Raw genomic sequence first — 15,762 nt, 5'->3', positions numbered from 1 at the left:
CTCCACAGGGTTACTTGAGGCCGGTGGTCGCGACGCCCTCGATCAGCAGCTTCTGGGCGCCCAGGAAGAAGCCGACGATCGGGGCCAGCGCGAGGGTGGACATGGCGAACAGCGAGCCGTACGCCGATTCCCCGGTGACGTCGAGGAAGGAGTTCAGGCCGAGCGAGACGGTCCACAGCTCGGGGCGGTTCAGGTAGAGCAGCGGGCCGAGGAAGTCGTTCCAGCTGTTGATGAAGGTGAACAGCGCGGTGGTGCCGAGCGCGGGCAGCGACAGCGGCATGATGATCCGGATGAATGTGCGCCAGTGACCGCACCCGTCGATCCGGGCGGCGTCGTCGAGCTCACGCGGCAGCGTGCGGATGAACTGGACCATCAGGAAGATGAAGAACGCCTCGACGCCGAGCCACTTCGGCACCACCAGCGGGAGGTAGGTGTTCATCCAGGCCAGCTCGTTGAACAAGATGTACTGCGGCACGAGCGTGACGTGGTACGGCAGCAGCATGGTGCCGAGCAGCAACCCGAACAGCACGCGCTTCAACGGGAACTCCAGCCGGGCGAACGCGTACGCCGTCAGCGAGCAGGCGAACAGATTGCCGGCAATCGACAACGCGGTGATCGCGATCGAGTTCAGGAAGTAGCGGGAGAAGTCGAGCTGACCCGCGGACCAGCCGTGCTTGTAGTTGTCCAGCGTGTAGTGCCGGCTGAACAATCCGAGGCTGTTCATCACCTCAGCCGATGGCCGGAACGACGCCGCGACCATCCACACGACCGGGTACAGCATCACCACGAGCACGGCGATCAGGAACGCGTGCCGGATGATCCCGATGACGAACGGGTTGGTGGTACGACGCCGGCCGAGCAGGGCGCGGCGGGCGGGGATCGACACGCTCGTCATCGTTCGTCTCCGTAGTAGACCCAGCGCTTCGCGGTGAGGAACAGGAAGCCGGTGAAGGCAGCGAGCACGATCACCAAGGTCCAGGCCATGGCAGAGGCGTAGCCCATCTTCAGCTCGGCGAATCCCTGCTGGTACAGGTACAGCGTGTAGAACAAGGTCGAGTCGGCCGGTCCCCCGGATCCGCGGCTGACCACGAACGCGCCGGTGAACGCCTGGAACGCGTGGATCGTGTCGAGCAGCAGGTTGAAGAAGATCAGTGGCGTCATCAAGGGCAGCGTGACGCTGAAGAACCGGCGGATGGGTCCGGCGCCGTCGACCGCGGCGGCTTCGTGCAGCTCCGCCGGCACCTGCCGAAGACCGGCCAGGAAGATGATCATGGTCGCGCCGAACGCCCACAGGTTCAGCGTGACGATTGTCCACAACGCCGTACCGGGACTCCCGACCCAGCTGCCGCGGGTGATTCCGAACAGGCTGAGCACCTGGTTCACCAGGCCGGTGCCGCCGAAGATCTGCCGCCACAGCACCGCGATCGCGACACTCGCACCCATCAGTGACGGCAGGTAGAACAGTGCGCGGTAGCCGGACAGGAACCGGATTCCCTTGTCCAGCAACAACGCCAGCGCCATCGAGACGATGAGCAGCAGTGGGACGGACACGACGACGTACACCAGGGTCACGCGGACCGACGAGAGATAGCGAGGATCCGCGGTGAACATGCGACGGAAGTTGTCCAGCCCGATCCACCGTGGCGGACTCAGCAGGTCGTAGCTGGTGAAGGCGAGATAGGCGGAGTACAGCATCGGACCGAGCGTCAGCAGAACGATGCCGATCAGCCACGGGCTCAGGAACAAATAGGCGGTCAGACCTTCGCGGCCGGTGCGGGAGCTCTTCACGAGGCGGGTCCCTTCCGCGCATGGGCCTCCACCCGCTCGGCCAGGTGCTGCGCGAGCAGACCGGCCACCGGGACCTGCACGTCAGAGTCGCGCGCCGCGGCGACGACGTCCCACAGGTCCTTCGCCCACGGTCTGTCCCGTACCGGCGTTCCGCCCGCGTCGTACGCCGCCGCGACCCGGTCGAAGAATCCCCAGTTCCGCGTGATCCACGACTCGCCTGTGCTGGTCGACACCGCGTCCAGCACCGTCTGCTCCGGTACGTCGTACGCCGCGGCCAACTCGAGCGCCTCGTGCACCCCCGCGAGAGCCGAGAACATCATCAACTGGTTCGCCAACTTCACCGCGGCTCCGGCACCCGCCGGCCCGACATGCAGCACCGTCTCCGCCACCGAGTCGAGCACCGGCCGGACCCGATTCAGCACCTCGGCCCGACCGCCCGCCATCACCGTCAAAGAACCAGACAGCGCCCTCTCCGCTCCCCCACTCACGGGTACGTCGAGCAGCCCGACCTGATGCGATTCCGCCTTCTGTGCAAGGCGCTTCGCGGTCGCGGGCAAGATCGTGCTGTGCACCAGGACGACCGAGCCGGGCTGAAGGACCGGCGCCAGTTCGTCGACGAGTTCGGTCACCGCCTGGTCATCCGGCACGGCCAGGCCGATCACCCGGCAGCCCGCCAGGTCCGCGGGCCTGGCCGCGATCTCGGCATCCAGCCCGTCCGTACGCCGCTCGTCGCGGTCGTACACCGTGAGCCGCCACCCGTCGCGCAGCAGTGCCTGCGCCATCGGATGGCCGAGATTGCCGAGCCCAGCGAAACCCACGGGCGAGGTTCGATCGATGTCATCGGTCACGGACGCCTCCAGGTCAACGACCAGATCGTCTATGAACTATTGTCTACAATAGATAGTCGACGCTGACAAGATCGCAGGTGAGAATGAGGCATGACAGAGCAGCGGTTGCGGTCTCCGAGTTTGGTTCAGCTCGCGGCCGATGCGATCCGGCGGATGATTCTGGCCGGTGAGTTGGCCGAGGGTGAGCGGCTGATCGAGGAACGGCTCACCGAGCAGCTGGGCATCAGCCGGCCTCCCCTGCGCGAGGCGTTGCGGGTGCTCGAGCAGGAAGGCCTGATCGTCACCCGTCCGCGTCGAGGGTCGATGGTGGCGACCCTGACCGACCAGGACGTGTTCGAGATCCTCACGCTTCGCACCGCGCTGGAGCGACTCGCCATCGAGCTAGGTGTGCCGGTGCGATTCCCGGACCGGCTCAAGGACGCGCAGGAGGCGCTGGCCGAGATGGAGCACTGCGCAGACGCCGAGGATCGCGGCAGTCTCGTCCAGGCCGGCTACCGCTTCCACGCCTCGCTGATCGCTCTCGCCGGACACCGGCGGCTCGAGGAGGCGTACGCGTCAGTGCAGCAACAGCTGCTCCTCTGCATGGCGCGCAATCTCTACGCCCGCGAGCACTTCTACGAGGACCTCCACGAGCACGTGGGTCGGCACCGGACCTTGCTCGAGCTCGTCGAGGCCGGCGACCCCGCCGCCGTACTGGCCGAATTGGCGGTGCACGGCGAGCGGTCGTTCAGCGACCTTCAGAGCAACGCAGGCAACCGCTCGGCGAGGGACTTGTAGTCCTGGAGCGAGTTGTAGGCGTGAGCTGACAGCCGGATGAAGCCGCGGCCGTCGAAGCCGGTCAGCGTGATCTCGGCCTTCAGCTCACGCGACACCCGGACCTTGAACGCCTCCCCGGCGGTGAGGTCGACGGACGACGGCAGCTCGACGAGCCGCATCGTCGCGGCGGGACGCGCGATCTCGGCGACACCGGTCGCCAGGGCCTTCGCGATGATGCGAGCGCCCTCGTCGATCAGGTTGCTCAGCTGCGAGCGTCGTACCGGCCAGTCGAGTTCGTCCAGCACCCGCAGTGACTCGGGCGCGGCGATCCAGGGGACGTAGTCGTACGTGCCCTGCATGTCGAAGCGCTCCGGCATCCGCTCGTCGTACTCCGACCAGGACACGATCAGCGGCAGCGTCTCCGACCTCCACTTCTCCGCGACCACCAGGCCCGCGGTCGCCCGCGGCGAGGCCGGCCACTTGTGGAAGTTGCCGGTCCAGAAGTCGGCACCGTCGGCGGCCGGCGCGTCGATGAGGGCCGGTGCATGCGCTCCGTCGACCACGATCGCCACGTCCCGATCCCGGCAGAGCGCGACGAGGTCCCCGATCGGGAACACCATCGCCGTCGCCGAGCTGATCTGGTCCACGATGAGCACGGACGCCTGGTCGAGCTGACCCGCGATCAGCGATACGACCGTCTCGTCGTCGGCCTCCAGCGGTACGTCGACCACGACAACCTCGGCCCCATTGGCCTTGGCGAACCGCTCGGCGGCGTACCGGACCGCGCCGTACGCGTGGTTGGTCAGCACGATCCGGCTGCCGGGTGGGATCGGCACGGTGGCGAGCGCGACGGTCACCCCGGCGCTGGCGTTCGGGATCAAGGCGAAGCCGGCCGGGTCGGTCCGCAGGTACGACGCCAACTCGAGACGGCTCGTGGTCAACTGGTCCGCCACCGAGCGGAACCACGCCATCGGGTTCGTCTCGGTCTCGGTGCGCAGGGCGGACATCAGTTCCTGGGTACGCCGCGGCACTGCGCCATACGAACCGTGGTTCAGGTGCAGTACGCCGGGGTCGAGGGTCCACAGGTCGGGGCGGGGGCTGAGTAGCGTCACCACGCAAACGGTACATACTTCCTGTCGTGTACCCCTACCTCGACCACGACGGGCCGATCGCGATGGCCCACCGTGGCGGCGCAAGGCACCCGGACAACATCGGTTACGAGAACTCGCTGCGCGCCTTCGAGCACGCGGTCGGACTGGGCTACCGATACCTGGAGACCGACCTGCACGCCACCAGTGACGGGGTCGTGATCGCGTTCCACGACAGCAAGCTCGACCGGGTTACCGACCGGACCGGCGTGGTCGCCGAGCTGCCATGGTCCGAGGTGAGCAAGGCGAGGATCAACGGCCACGAGCCGATCCCCCGGCTGGACGAACTGCTCGAACACCTCCCGGAGATCCGGTTCAACCTCGACATCAAGGCGGAGAACGGGCTGCACCCGGCCGCCGGGGTACTGCGCTCGGCGAACGCGATCGACCGCGTCTGCGTCTCGTCGTTCTCGCAGTCCCGGGTACGCCGGATCCGGCGCGAGCTGGGGCCGCGCCTGTGCACGGGGTACGGCGACTGGGAGACAGTGCTGATCCGGTTCCTGCCCATCCCGCTGAAGGCGCGCGGGGCCTGCCTGCAGATTCCGCAGCAGTACGGTCCGCTCCGAGTGCTCACGCCCGGGCTGATCCGGCGAGCCCATGCCCTGGGCAAGCAGGTACACGTCTGGACAGTCGACGATCCGGCCGTCATGCGGCGCCTGCTCGAGGCCGGGATCGACGGCATCATCACCGACCGCACCGACGTCCTCCGGGACGTGCTCATCGAGCGCGGACAGTGGCAGGAAATCGGCCACTGAAGTGTTATCCGCGGGTACGCCGCTTCGTACCCCGGACCTGACACACTCCTGCGCATGGGACTTCTCTCCGCCCCGGCGGCGGTCGACAAGCGGGAGTACTGGGGGTTCAGCCTCTACGACTGGGCCAACTCCGGCTACGTCACCACCGTCGGCACGGTGCTGTTCGCGCCGTACCTGACCTCCGTCGCCGAGACCGCGGCCTGCGGGTACGTCGGGACCACGGACAAGCCGTGCCACACCAACCTCGACGTCCTGGGGCTGGGCCTGTCCCCCGGTTCGCTCGCCTTCTACGTGGTCACGGTCGCGACGCTGGTGTCGGCCCTGTTCCTGCCTGTCGTCGGCGCGATCGCGGACCGGATGGCGCGCAAGAAATTGCTGATGTGCGGCTTCGCCTGGACCGGCGCGCTCGCGGCCTGCTGCATGGTGTTCGTCGGCGGCGGCCGCTGGGAGCTCGGGGCGCTCCTCCTGCTGATCGGCAACCTGTGTCTGGGGTCGTCCCTGGTCGTCTACGACTCGATCCTCATCGACATCGCCGGGCCGGACGAACGGGACGACGTCTCGTCGCGTGCCTGGGCGTTCGGCTACCTCGGCGGCTTCATCCTGCTCGCGATCAACCTCGGCGTGGTCACCGCCCACGACGCGCTCGGCCTGAGCCAAGGGACGGCGGTCCGGCTCAGCCTGCTCAGCGCGGGCCTGTGGTGGGGCGCGTTCACGTTCGTCCCGTTCACCAAACTGCGGAACCGCCCACCGGTCCTGGTCGAGCCCGTGCGCGGCAACATCGTCCGGCAGAGCTTCGGTCAGCTGTCAGCGACGCTCAAGCACATGCGCACCTACCCGGTGACGTTGCTGTTCCTGATCGCGTACCTGTTCTTCAACGACGGGATCCAGACCGTCATCTCGGTGTCGTCGACGTACGGCGAGAAGCAGCTCGGGTTCGAGACCCAGGTGCTGATCGCGACGATCCTGCTGGTGCAGTTCGTGGCGTTCTTCGGTGCGCTCGCGTTCGGGCGGTTCGCCCGCCGGTTCGGGACCAAGCTGACGATCATGGGCGGGCTGGTGGTCTGGATGCTGATCGTGATCGCGGGCTTCCTGCTCCCGGCCCAGCAGATCGCGCCGTTCCTGGCGATGGGCGTCGCGATCGGCGTCGTCCTCGGTGGGACCCAGGCGCTGTCCCGGTCGGCGTTCAGCCAGCTGATCCCGAAGGGCCGCGAGGCGGAGTACTTCTCGCTGTACCAGGCCGGCGAGCGCGGTACGTCGTGGCTCGGCACGCTGGTCTTCGGCCTGGTCCACCAGATCACCGGCTCCTACCGGCCCGCGATCGTTGCCCTCGGCGTCTTCTTCCTCATCGGCCTGGCCCTGCTCTCCCGCGTCGATATGCGCCGCGGCATCACCGAAGCGGGCAACACTCAGCCCACGCTGGTCTGAGGTACGACGGACCCGACCAGCCGCTGCACCGCCTCGGGACTCGGCGGCGTGCCGGTCCGGTCGGCGAACAGCATGTGCGCGGATCCGATCAGGGTCAGTGCCAGTGTGTCGACATCGGCACCGGCGTCGAGTCGCCCGCGATCGCGCTCGGCTGTCAGGTAGCCGGCGATCGCGGCGACGGCCTCGGTCAGGATCGGAACCCCGGTGGGGCTTGATTGCCGCAGCCTGGCGCGCAGTCCGTCCCGGGAGATGGTCAACCCGACGATCGCGACGGCGACCGAGCTGAACAACTCGGTCAGGAAGCCGGTGAGGTTGTCGGCGATCGCCCCGCGCCCGACACATCCCAGCAGCAGATCGCCCTGACCGCCGAGCCGGCGGATCCGGTCCTGGACGAGCTCGGTCAGGAATGCGTCGAAGTCCGTGAAGTGCCGATGCAGCACGCCCTTCGCGCAGCCGGCCTCGGTGGTGACGGCCCGGCTCGTCAACGCGTCCGGCCCATCTCGGAGCAGCACGCGTTCGGCGGCGTCGAACAACTGCTCGCGTACGTCGCGCATGGCCACACCCGTCGGCATGACACCCCTTCCGTTGACGCGAGTGGGCAGGTGCCCATTATGGTGGGCACATGCCCACTCTAGCTCCGGAACCTCATCAGCAGCGGCAGATGGCGGAGTCGTGGGGGGGGGGGGGCGGCGGGGGGGCACGCCACGGCGGGGCGCCGCCGCGCGGGGGGGGGGGGGGGTGGGTGGTGGGGGGGGGGGGGGGGGGCGCCCCCCGGCCCCCCCCCCCCCGGCGGCGCCGCCGGCCGTTGACCTTCGACCGGGTCAGCTTCATGGTCGTCTTCCTCGGCCTGCCGCTGGCGGTCTTCGTGATCTTCGTGGTCTCCCCGTTCGTGCAGGCGCTGTGGTACTCGCTGACCGACTGGTCAGGGTTCACCTCGGGGATGAACTTCGTCGGCTTCGACAACTACGTCAAGCTGTTCCACGACGACATCTTCCTGAAGGCCGTCCGCAACAACGTCGAGCTCGCGATCGTCGTGCCGTTGGTGACGATCGTGCTGGCGCTGACGCTGGCCACGCTGGTGACAGTCGGCGGCTCCGGCACCGGGACCGTCCGCGGCCTGCGCAACTCCGGCTTCTACCGGATCGTCTCGTTCTTCCCGTACGTGATCCCCGCGATCGTGATCGGCCTGATCTGGGCCCAGGTGTTCACGCCGGGCTCGGGCATCCTGGACGCCGTGCTGACGAAGATCGGGCTGCACCAGTTCGAGAACTACGCGTGGCTCGGTGATGCGCGGACCGCGATGCCGGCCTCGATGTTCGTGATGATCTGGGGATTCGTCGGTTTCTACATGGTGCTGTTCATCGCCGCCATCCGCGGCATCGACCCCGAGGTGTTCGAGGCGGCCCGGATCGATGGCGCCGGCCGGTTCCGTACGGCAGTGTCCCTGATCCTGCCACTGATCCGGGACAACGTGCAGACGGCGTACATCTATCTCGGGATCGCCGCCCTCGACGCCTTCGTCTACATGCAGGCGCTGAACCCCGGCGGCGGCCCGCAGAACTCGACACTGGTCATGCCCCAGCAACTGTTCACCACGGCCTTCACCAAGGGGCAGTTCGGTTACTCGACGGCGATGGGCGTGATCCTGGCCGCCGTGACGATGCTGTTCGCGTTCCTGGTCTTCCTGGTGAACACTCTGACCGGCGGACGTGAGCGGAAGGTACGCCGATGACAACCACGACGGCCGATCGGGCCGAATTCGTCGCCGATTCCCGCGTACCCAGCAAGGGATCGCGAGAAGGCAAGGGCGTGGCCACGACCGCGCACATCGCGCTGATCCTGTGGTCGCTGCTGGTGATCCTGCCGCTGGTCTGGACGCTGCTGTCCTCGTTCAAGACGACGCAGGAGGTGCTGGGTAACCCACTGGCGCTGCCGAGCAAGCTGCGAGTCGGCAACTACGCCAACGCCTGGACGACCGCCGGTATCGGTCGCTACTTCCTGAACACGGTGGTCGTCGTCGGCTGCGCGCTGGTGCTGGTGATGATCCTCGGCGCCATGTGTGCGTACGTGCTGGCCAGGTTCTCGTTCCCCGGCAACCGGCTGATCTACTACTCCATGCTGGCCGGACTGACCTTCCCGGTCTTCCTGGCGATCGTGCCGCTGTTCTTCGTGCTGAAGAATCTCGCGCTGCTCAACACCCTGCCTGGGTTGATCATCACCTACGTGGCGTTCGCGCTGCCGTTCACCGTCTTCTTCCTGCACAGCTTCTTCAAAGCGCTGCCGGGTGAGATCTACGAGGCGGCGCAGATCGACGGGGCCGGTGAGTGGCGCACCTTCTTCTCGGTGATGTTGCCGATGGCGCGGCCGGGCATGGCGTCGGTCGCCATCTTCAACTTCCTGGGGTTGTGGAACCAGTTCCTGCTCCCCGTCGCCCTGAACACCGACTCGAGCCACTACGTGCTCTCGCAGGGCATGGCCTCGTTCGCATCGCAAGCCGGTTACGCGGTGGACTTCGGCGCATTGTTCGCGGCCGTGGTCATCACGGTCGCGCCAGTTCTCGTCGTCTACATCATCTTCCAGCGCCAACTCCAGGTCTCCGTAACCGCCGGAGGCGTCAAGTAGCAAGAGCCAGCCGCGAGCCCCGACCCGGCGGACGTCGGTGCAACCAGCGCCCGCCGGCGCGGTCCCGAGCGGGTGCTCCTCGGTACGACGAGCACCCGCCCGACCGAGTTGGCAAGGTCTTCTACCGCCAGGTCCAGCCCGGCCAGACCGGAGCCACCCTCAAGTAGTCGCCCTAGCCTGCGAATCGCCATCCCCGGAGCCACCGGGGATGGCGGCTTCTCGTGTCACCCCAGGACCAGCCGCTCGTCACCGAAGTCGGCGACGATCTCGATCCTGCCGCCCAGAGCTTCGACGTACTTGCGGATGGTGCCGAGCTCGGACCGGCCCAGCACGCCGCGCTCGATCGAGGAGACCGCCGCCTGGCTGATATTCAGGGTCGCAGCCAGCTGGACCTGCGTCAGGCCGTGCTGCCGGCGAACCTCGGCGAGACGATAGGCGCGCTGTTCCGCACGAACCTCGTTCTTGAGGGCGGCGACTCGCGCTTCAGCCTCAGGTGTCGTGATCCGCTCGGCACGGATCTCTTTCCAGTTCTTGTGTGCCATCGTCGTCATGCCTCCTTCACCACATTCATCGGTCGGGTCCGACTGCTCAACTGTCCGGATCATCAGCCCAGTTCGGGTTCCGCTTCACCCTGTCGAGCCACTCGTCGAACAGTTCGTCGGCGAGCGGAATGTGCTCCTCGTACCACTCGACCCAGCGGTCCTGCTTGCTGCCGCCCAGGAGAAGTACTGCGCGCGTTTCAGGGTCGAATGCGAACAGCACCCTCAGCTTGCTGTAGCGCAACTCCTTCATGTTGGGATGCCGAGAGCCCTTGATCGTCTCGACGGTGGGTCGCGCCAGCGCGGGCCCTTGCTCGGCGAGCAGGTCGATGCGTGCGCTCAGACTCTCGAAATCCTTGTCAGGAAGCGACTTCATCCACTCCAGGCAGCCGTCGAGGACATAGATCGCATACTCCTCCATGCGCAGCCACAATACAAGCTTTCACTTGTATAACCTAAGACTTGTACCAGGAGGCGCTGGTTTGGTTCCCTGCCAAGGGCGGTACCGCGAAGCTGAAGGTTGACCCGCTGTACAGGAACCTCAGGGTCCGGACCGAGGGCCGCGATGTCTTCGTCGAGGAGAACTACGACGATCAGCTGTACGGCGCCACCAGCGTCGTCTCGGTGCTGAGCCTGCCGATCGTCCTCGACCAGCAAGCGGCCCGGCTCTAAGGGATTGGTCACCTTGTGCATGAGATCCGTATGGCGACCGTCTCGGCGTACGGATCTGGTGCACGAAGTGGGGGCCTGGCGACGGGGCGTGACTAGCGGGTGGGGGGTGGGGGGCGGGGGGCGGAGCTGTGCTACTCGGCAAGCGGGCCTTGCCGCTGGTGGTGAGGCTCAGACCTGTGCCGGTGATGCCTGGACGGTGGGGTTGGTGAGTGCCTCAGGTCCACGCGAGCAACGATCGGGGTAGAGCGGCCCGGGACGGCGCGAGGGTCGGGCGCTACGGAAGGGACACAAGAGGGAAAAGCTCTCGCCCTTGTCGGTGGCTCGCCGTAGCCTCGAAGTGGGAGTGAGGGTGATGGAGTGGTTGGCTGTTCTGTTCTTGTTCTTGTTTCTGTGTGCGCTGCTCGACGCCGTGCTGCCGCACTCGAAGCCGTCGCACCTGCGCCGGTGGCTGCAGCCGTCGATCGATCGTCTGATCCGACGTCGTCGCCGTCGCCGGTGTGTTGAGGCCGACCCGTTCGCCACATTGTGGGTGCAGACCCGGCTCGGGCATCTGGCCGGCGAGATCAGGCGGATCGAGACCACGCCCCGGATCTATGCGCGAGCACACCGGTTGAAGGCCGTCGAGGCGGCGTACGACGACCTGCTCGACGAAGCCTGCCGGCTCGCCGGCGTACCAAGTGAGGCCGACCTGGAGCGCAGTGAGGAGAAGCGCTGGCTCGAGGAGCGGGAGCTGGCCTCGCGCGGCTGGTCCTGGTGACGCGCTAGGGCCAGACGACCTGGTCCAGGAAGTCCTCCACCGCCGTCGCCACCTGGCCGAGGACGGCGGCCGATGCGGCGAGGCGGCCTGGGACGTACATCCCGTGGTCCGCGTCCGGCACCTCCAGCAGGTACGGCGTGAGTTCGCGAGCGAGAACGGGATCCCACAACTTGTCCGCCGTACCGCCGACCAGCAGGAACGGCGCGGTCGACCGGCGCAGCCCGTCGACCACCCAGGGGCTGGCCAGGTTCGGAGTCAGCCAGACCGCCGGAAGAGCGCGCTCGGCGGCGAGATGGCAGGCATAACTGCCGAGTGACTTCCCGATCAGCAGGACCTCACCCTCGGTGCCGTCCAGCGCTCGTGTCGCCTGCGGCAGGACCCACGGCCCCCGCTCGTCTTCGGTCAGCGTCAACGGCCGATCCGCCTGGTCCCACCACACGCGGATCACCTCCGCTCCCCGCTGCTCGGCGGCATCGCCGGCGTACATGGGAAGGGGTGAGGCGGGACCGAACTGGCCACCAGGCAGGACGACCACTGTGCGCGAAGTCATAGTCGCGAGTCTATGAGTCGGCAGACCCGCCCCGGTGCCGGGTGGCCTGAGGGCGCTGGCAGAATCGGGTGTATGTCTGTTGCTGCGTCTGACCCCTCCGCAGCCGGTTCCCAGCGTCGCCCTCGGGTGCTGTCCGGGATCCAGCCGACGGCGGACTCCTTCCATTTCGGCAACTACCTCGGGGCGTTGCGGCAGTGGGTGGCCCTGCAGGACGACCACGACGCGTTCTACTGCGTGGTGGACCTGCACGCGATCACGGTGGAGTACGACCCGAAGCAACTGCGGGAGCGGACCCGCCGCTCGGTCGCCCAGCTGCTCGCGGCCGGGATCGACCCGGAGCGGTCGACGCTGTTCGTCCAGTCGCACGTGCCCGAGCACTCCCAGCTGAGCTGGGTGCTGGGCTGCATCACCGGATTCGGTGAGGCCAGCCGGATGACGCAGTTCAAGGACAAGTCCGCCAAGGGCGGCGCCGACCGCGCGACCGTCGGCCTGTTCACGTACCCGATCCTGCAGGCCGCGGACATCCTGATCTACCAGGCCGACCGGGTCCCGGTCGGCGAGGACCAGCGCCAGCACCTGGAGCTGACCCGCGACCTGGCGCAGCGGTTCAACCACCGGTTCGGCAAGACCTTCCGGCTGCCCGAGCCGCACATCGTCAAGGAGACCGCGAAGATCGCGGACCTGCAGGACCCGACCGCGAAGATGAGCAAGTCGAGCTCGTCGGCGGCCGGCATCATCGACCTCCTGGACGACCCGAAGGTGAGCGCGAAGAAGATCCGCTCCGCGGTCACCGACTCCGGCCGGGACGTGGTCTTCGACCCGGAGAACAAGGCCGGCGTGGCCAACCTGCTGACCATCTACTCCGCACTCACCGGCCGCAAGATCAGCGAGCTCGAGGACGAGTACGCGGGCCGCGGGTACGGCGACTTCAAGAAGGACCTGGCCGAAGTGGTGGTCGAGTTCGTCACCCCGTTCCGGGAGAAGACGCTCGGCTACCTCGACGACAAGGCGCAGCTGGACGCGATCCTGGCCGCCGGGGCGGAGCGGGCGCGCGCCGTCACCGAGCCGACCCTGCAGCGGGTGTACGACCGGCTGGGCTTCGTGCCCGGACCGGCACTCCGCGAGTCGGGCCGGTAGGGCCGAGGATGGCGACGATCGGTGTCGCGATCCCGATCGCGGAGCCGTACGGCTCGGAGCTGCAGAAGTTCCGTGCCGAGTTCGGTGATCCGATGGCCGCGTCCATCCCCACCCACGTGACCCTGCTGCCGCCGACCGAGGTGGAAGCGGCCGATCTCGCCGTGATCGACGACCATCTGCTCGAGGTCGCGGCCCGGTTCCCGAGCTTCCGGATCCGGCTCCGCGGTACGGCGACGTTCCGGCCGATCTCCCCGGTCGTGTTCGTCCCGCTGGCTGAGGGCATCTCGTCCTGCGAGGTGCTGCAGTCGCAGGTCCGGTCCGGGCCGCTGCAGGTGGACCTGCGGTTCCCGTACCACCCGCACGTCACGATCGCGCACGACCTGGACAAGGGTGCCCTGGACCGCGCGTACGACGCCCTGGCGGAGTACGACTGTGCCTTCGACGTCGACGCCTTCAGCCGGTACGAACACGGTGCGGACGGCGTGTGGCGCCCGCAACGGTCGTTCCCCCTGGCAGGCTGAGACTCCGTTACCGGGGTACAGGAGAAGCATGGGGATCAAGAGGGCCTGGCGCTGGTTCAGCCGGACGCAGGTCTGGCGGGCCTGGCAGCGGTACGGCGACCGCCGGGGCAACCGGTTGGCGGGGGCAACGAGTTTCTTCGCGTTCCTGTCGCTGTTCCCACTGATCGTGCTGGCCGGGGCGATCGTCGGCTCGTTCCTCGGCCCGAAGGCGATCGAGACGCTGAAGAACACCCTCGAGCACAGCCTGCCCGGGATCGCCGACCGGATCGACGTCGACGCCCTCATCTCGCACGCCGGCACCATCGGCCTCATCTCCGCCGTCGGCCTGCTGTTCACCGGGCTCGGCTGGATCGACTCGCTGCGCGCCTCGATCCGCTCGATGCACGAGCTGGACGACCGGCCCGGCAACTTCGTCAAGCTGAAGCTCGCGGACTTCGGCGCGCTCGTCGGCCTCGGCCTGATCGGACTGATCAGCACCGGCGCGTCCTCGGTCCTGACCGGGCTGTCGACGCGGATCGTGGACGCCGCCGACCTGGAGGACACCTGGCTGGCGAGCTGGGGCATCGACGGGGTCAGCATCGTGGTCGGCATCGGGGCCGGTGCGATCCTGTTCCTCTACCTGCAGACCGCGCTGCCGCGGATCCTCCTGCCGCGCAAGGTCGCCCTGATCGCGGCGCTCGCCGGCGGCATCCTGTACTACCTCGCCCAGAAGCTCGGCGGCCTCTACGTCACCCATGTCATCGGCACCAACGCGGCGTACGGCGCTCTGGCGCTGCCGCTGGCGCTGCTGGTGTGGATCTACCTGATGACCCGGGCCCTGATGGTCGTCGCGGCCTGGACGAAGGAAGCGACCCTCGACGCCGGTGTCAGCGAGGTGTCCGAGGAGGGCCGCCTCAGGATTGCGGAGGAGCCGCTGCCGCCGGAGCTGTCCGTGCAGGAGCCTCTCCTGCCCGGACCGCCTGGGAAGCGCTACAAGGTGGTGCCAGTGCCTCAGCGCAAGGCGGACACGGTCGCTGTCGCCGCGGGCGCCGTGCTGGGTATTACCGCGATGACTCTGGTGAGTCAGCTCGCCAAGGCGGCCCGTACGCTTCGCCGCTAGTGGCGGCGTCGGCGGAGTGCTTTGGGGCGTCTGAGGAACAGACCGAGCAGTAGAACAGGTGGACCGGCGTACACCCACGCCGGGATGCGGAAGGCGAGCGACTGGACCGCCTGGCCGGGGTTGAGCACGGTCCGGCTGCGCGGCGGGTGCGCCGTACTGGTCCGAGTGGTGATCTTGCCCTCGGTGGTGCCGGTCTCGGCCTTCGGAGGCACCGCTGCGGCCGGTTTGACCAGCGTGCCGACCGGGTTGAGCTTGGTGTAGTTCTTGAAGGTCCAGGTGAGCAGGTTGCTGGCGTCCTCGGTCACGCCGTGCGGTGCGTTCATCAGCGTCACCACCAGCGTGTGGCCGTTGCGGCGCGCCGCGCCGATGAACGTGTTGCGGGCCAGCGTCGTGTAACCGGTCTTGACGCCTAGAGCGCCGTCGTAGCCGAACAGCAGTTTGTTCTGGTTCGCGACCTGGTACGTGCCGGCCTTGCCGGCGTTCGGGAAGGCCGTGTACTTCGTTGCCGCGTACTTGGCGAAGTCCGGCCGGGCCAGGCCGGCCTGCGCGAACAGGGCCAGGTCGTAGGCGCTGGAGAACTGCCCGTCCGCGTCCAGACCGGTCGGGTCGGTCACGTGGGTGTCGTGTGCACCGATCTCCTTGGCCTTCTCGTTCATCCGTTGGATCGTCGCCGGGATGCCGCCCTGGTCGTGGGCGGCGAGCGCGTGCACGGCGTCGTTCCCGGAGGCCAGGAACATGCCCTGGAAGAGCAGATCGACCGTGTAGCGGAGTCCGGGGTAGACGCCGACCTTGCTGCCGATGATGCCCGCGTCGGCATCCGTGCCGACGACCGGATCGGACTTCTTCAGCCGCGGCAGCAGGACCAGCGCGGTGAGCGTCTTGAGCGTGCTGGCGGGCCGCAGCTTCGCGTGCGGCGCCTTCGCGACCAGTACGTCGCCGGTGTCGATGTCGGCCACCACGTACGCCGACGCCTGGACAGCCGGCGGTGCCGCCCCGTCGGCGACGACCGTCGGCTTCGCGGTCAGCAGGTCGCCGCCGACCGGGCCTTGTGGGCCCTGGCCGGCGGCGGTCGCTGTCAGAGGTCCGGCGACCACCAGTGCGGTGGTTGCGCAGGCCGTCAGAAGCAAACGCATCGGCGGCACTCT

General features: G+C 67.8%; 19 protein-coding genes. 10 read left to right on the top strand and 9 right to left on the bottom strand.

Annotated features, from left to right (window positions below; translation table 11 throughout):
- Positions 1-10: 10 nt before the first annotated feature.
- Genes AB0I34_RS03960 through AB0I34_RS03950 form a run of 3 tightly spaced genes read right to left on the bottom strand, consistent with a single transcriptional unit; the run spans position 11 to position 2,636 of the window.
- On the bottom strand, positions 11-895 hold the full coding sequence (locus tag AB0I34_RS03960) for a carbohydrate ABC transporter permease (RefSeq protein WP_360438942.1): 885 nt from the start codon (positions 893-895) through the stop codon (positions 11-13).
- Positions 892-1,788 carry a sugar ABC transporter permease gene (locus tag AB0I34_RS03955; protein WP_360438939.1) on the bottom strand — a complete coding sequence of 299 codons (897 nt, stop codon included), beginning with the start codon at positions 1,786-1,788 and terminating at the stop codon, positions 892-894. Before AB0I34_RS03955 ends, AB0I34_RS03960 begins: the two co-directional genes overlap by 4 nt.
- Entirely contained in the window at positions 1,785-2,636 is an 852-nt protein-coding gene (locus AB0I34_RS03950; RefSeq protein WP_360438936.1) for an NAD(P)-dependent oxidoreductase, read from the bottom strand. Before AB0I34_RS03950 ends, AB0I34_RS03955 begins: the two co-directional genes overlap by 4 nt.
- Positions 2,637-2,726: 90 nt before the next feature.
- Between AB0I34_RS03950 and AB0I34_RS03945 the strand changes: the two genes are divergently transcribed.
- Complete coding sequence (locus tag AB0I34_RS03945; protein WP_360438933.1) at positions 2,727-3,413, top strand: GntR family transcriptional regulator; 687 nt, start codon at positions 2,727-2,729, stop codon at positions 3,411-3,413.
- Here AB0I34_RS03945 and AB0I34_RS03940 read toward each other — a convergent pair.
- On the bottom strand, positions 3,374-4,504 hold the full coding sequence (locus tag AB0I34_RS03940; protein ID WP_360438930.1) for an aminotransferase class V-fold PLP-dependent enzyme: 1,131 nt from the start codon (positions 4,502-4,504) through the stop codon (positions 3,374-3,376). The genes AB0I34_RS03945 and AB0I34_RS03940 overlap by 40 nt on opposite strands.
- A 26-nt stretch (positions 4,505-4,530) precedes the next feature.
- On the opposite strand from AB0I34_RS03940, the gene AB0I34_RS03935 reads away from it, so the two are divergent.
- Complete coding sequence (locus AB0I34_RS03935; protein WP_360438927.1) at positions 4,531-5,295, top strand: glycerophosphodiester phosphodiesterase; 765 nt, start codon at positions 4,531-4,533, stop codon at positions 5,293-5,295.
- 54 nt (positions 5,296-5,349) lie between these two features.
- On the top strand, positions 5,350-6,720 hold the full coding sequence (locus AB0I34_RS03930; protein ID WP_360438924.1) for an MFS transporter: 1,371 nt from the start codon (positions 5,350-5,352) through the stop codon (positions 6,718-6,720).
- Here the strand turns inward: AB0I34_RS03930 and AB0I34_RS03925 are convergent.
- A complete protein-coding gene (locus AB0I34_RS03925) occupies positions 6,702-7,292 on the bottom strand; it encodes a TetR/AcrR family transcriptional regulator (RefSeq protein ID WP_360438921.1) in 591 nt (196 codons plus the stop codon). The genes AB0I34_RS03930 and AB0I34_RS03925 overlap by 19 nt on opposite strands.
- A 233-nt stretch (positions 7,293-7,525) precedes the next feature.
- Here AB0I34_RS03925 and AB0I34_RS03920 point away from each other — a divergent pair, with 233 nt between their 5' ends.
- Together AB0I34_RS03920 and AB0I34_RS03915 are read left to right on the top strand one after the other, a co-directional pair.
- On the top strand, positions 7,526-8,452 hold the full coding sequence (locus AB0I34_RS03920; protein WP_360438918.1) for a sugar ABC transporter permease: 927 nt from the start codon (positions 7,526-7,528) through the stop codon (positions 8,450-8,452).
- Positions 8,449-9,342: a carbohydrate ABC transporter permease gene (locus AB0I34_RS03915; RefSeq protein WP_360438915.1), complete on the top strand. Its 894-nt coding sequence runs from the start codon at positions 8,449-8,451 to the stop codon at positions 9,340-9,342. Before AB0I34_RS03920 ends, AB0I34_RS03915 begins: the two co-directional genes overlap by 4 nt.
- Before the next feature lie 224 nt (positions 9,343-9,566).
- On the opposite strand, the gene AB0I34_RS03910 is transcribed toward AB0I34_RS03915, so the two are convergent.
- Together AB0I34_RS03910 and AB0I34_RS03905 are read right to left on the bottom strand one after the other, a co-directional pair.
- The gene (locus AB0I34_RS03910; protein ID WP_360438913.1) at positions 9,567-9,893 is read right to left on the bottom strand and encodes an XRE family transcriptional regulator; all 327 of its coding nucleotides are present in this window, start codon (positions 9,891-9,893) and stop codon (positions 9,567-9,569) included.
- Positions 9,894-9,930: 37 nt separating this feature from the next.
- Complete coding sequence (locus AB0I34_RS03905; protein WP_360438911.1) at positions 9,931-10,302, bottom strand: type II toxin-antitoxin system RelE/ParE family toxin; 372 nt, start codon at positions 10,300-10,302, stop codon at positions 9,931-9,933.
- Positions 10,303-10,343: 41 nt separating this feature from the next.
- On the opposite strand from AB0I34_RS03905, the gene AB0I34_RS03900 reads away from it, so the two are divergent.
- Together AB0I34_RS03900 and AB0I34_RS03895 are read left to right on the top strand one after the other, a co-directional pair.
- Positions 10,344-10,553 carry a hypothetical protein gene (locus tag AB0I34_RS03900; protein ID WP_360438909.1) on the top strand — a complete coding sequence of 70 codons (210 nt, stop codon included), beginning with the start codon at positions 10,344-10,346 and terminating at the stop codon, positions 10,551-10,553.
- A 352-nt stretch (positions 10,554-10,905) separates the two neighbouring features.
- Complete coding sequence (locus AB0I34_RS03895) at positions 10,906-11,310, top strand: hypothetical protein (protein ID WP_360438907.1); 405 nt, start codon at positions 10,906-10,908, stop codon at positions 11,308-11,310.
- Positions 11,311-11,314: 4 nt separating this feature from the next.
- On the opposite strand, the gene AB0I34_RS03890 is transcribed toward AB0I34_RS03895, so the two are convergent.
- Positions 11,315-11,860, bottom strand: a complete 546-nt coding sequence (locus tag AB0I34_RS03890; protein ID WP_360438904.1) for an alpha/beta hydrolase — start codon at positions 11,858-11,860, stop codon at positions 11,315-11,317.
- A 72-nt stretch (positions 11,861-11,932) separates the two neighbouring features.
- On the opposite strand from AB0I34_RS03890, the gene trpS reads away from it, so the two are divergent.
- The 3 genes from trpS to AB0I34_RS03875 are packed head-to-tail and all read left to right on the top strand — an operon-like array spanning position 11,933 to position 14,617.
- Positions 11,933-12,997, top strand: coding sequence for a tryptophan--tRNA ligase (trpS, locus tag AB0I34_RS03885; protein ID WP_360438901.1), 1,065 nt, complete (start codon positions 11,933-11,935; stop codon positions 12,995-12,997).
- Positions 12,998-13,005: 8 nt separating this feature from the next.
- Complete coding sequence (locus AB0I34_RS03880) at positions 13,006-13,518, top strand: 2'-5' RNA ligase family protein (protein ID WP_360438898.1); 513 nt, start codon at positions 13,006-13,008, stop codon at positions 13,516-13,518.
- Between the two features lie 28 nt (positions 13,519-13,546).
- A complete protein-coding gene (locus tag AB0I34_RS03875; protein ID WP_360438895.1) occupies positions 13,547-14,617 on the top strand; it encodes a YihY/virulence factor BrkB family protein in 1,071 nt (356 codons plus the stop codon).
- Here AB0I34_RS03875 and AB0I34_RS03870 read toward each other — a convergent pair.
- Positions 14,614-15,750, bottom strand: a complete 1,137-nt coding sequence (locus AB0I34_RS03870; protein ID WP_360438892.1) for a D-alanyl-D-alanine carboxypeptidase — start codon at positions 15,748-15,750, stop codon at positions 14,614-14,616. The two genes, AB0I34_RS03875 and AB0I34_RS03870, sit on opposite strands and share 4 nt — an antisense overlap.
- Positions 15,751-15,762 lie beyond the last annotated feature (12 nt).

This window comes from Kribbella sp. NPDC050281, from assembly GCF_040655855.1.
Taxonomy (GTDB): Bacteria; Actinomycetota; Actinomycetes; order Propionibacteriales; family Kribbellaceae; genus Kribbella.
Note: the sequence above shows the minus strand (reverse complement) of the source record. Positions and strands in the feature narration are given on the sequence as shown.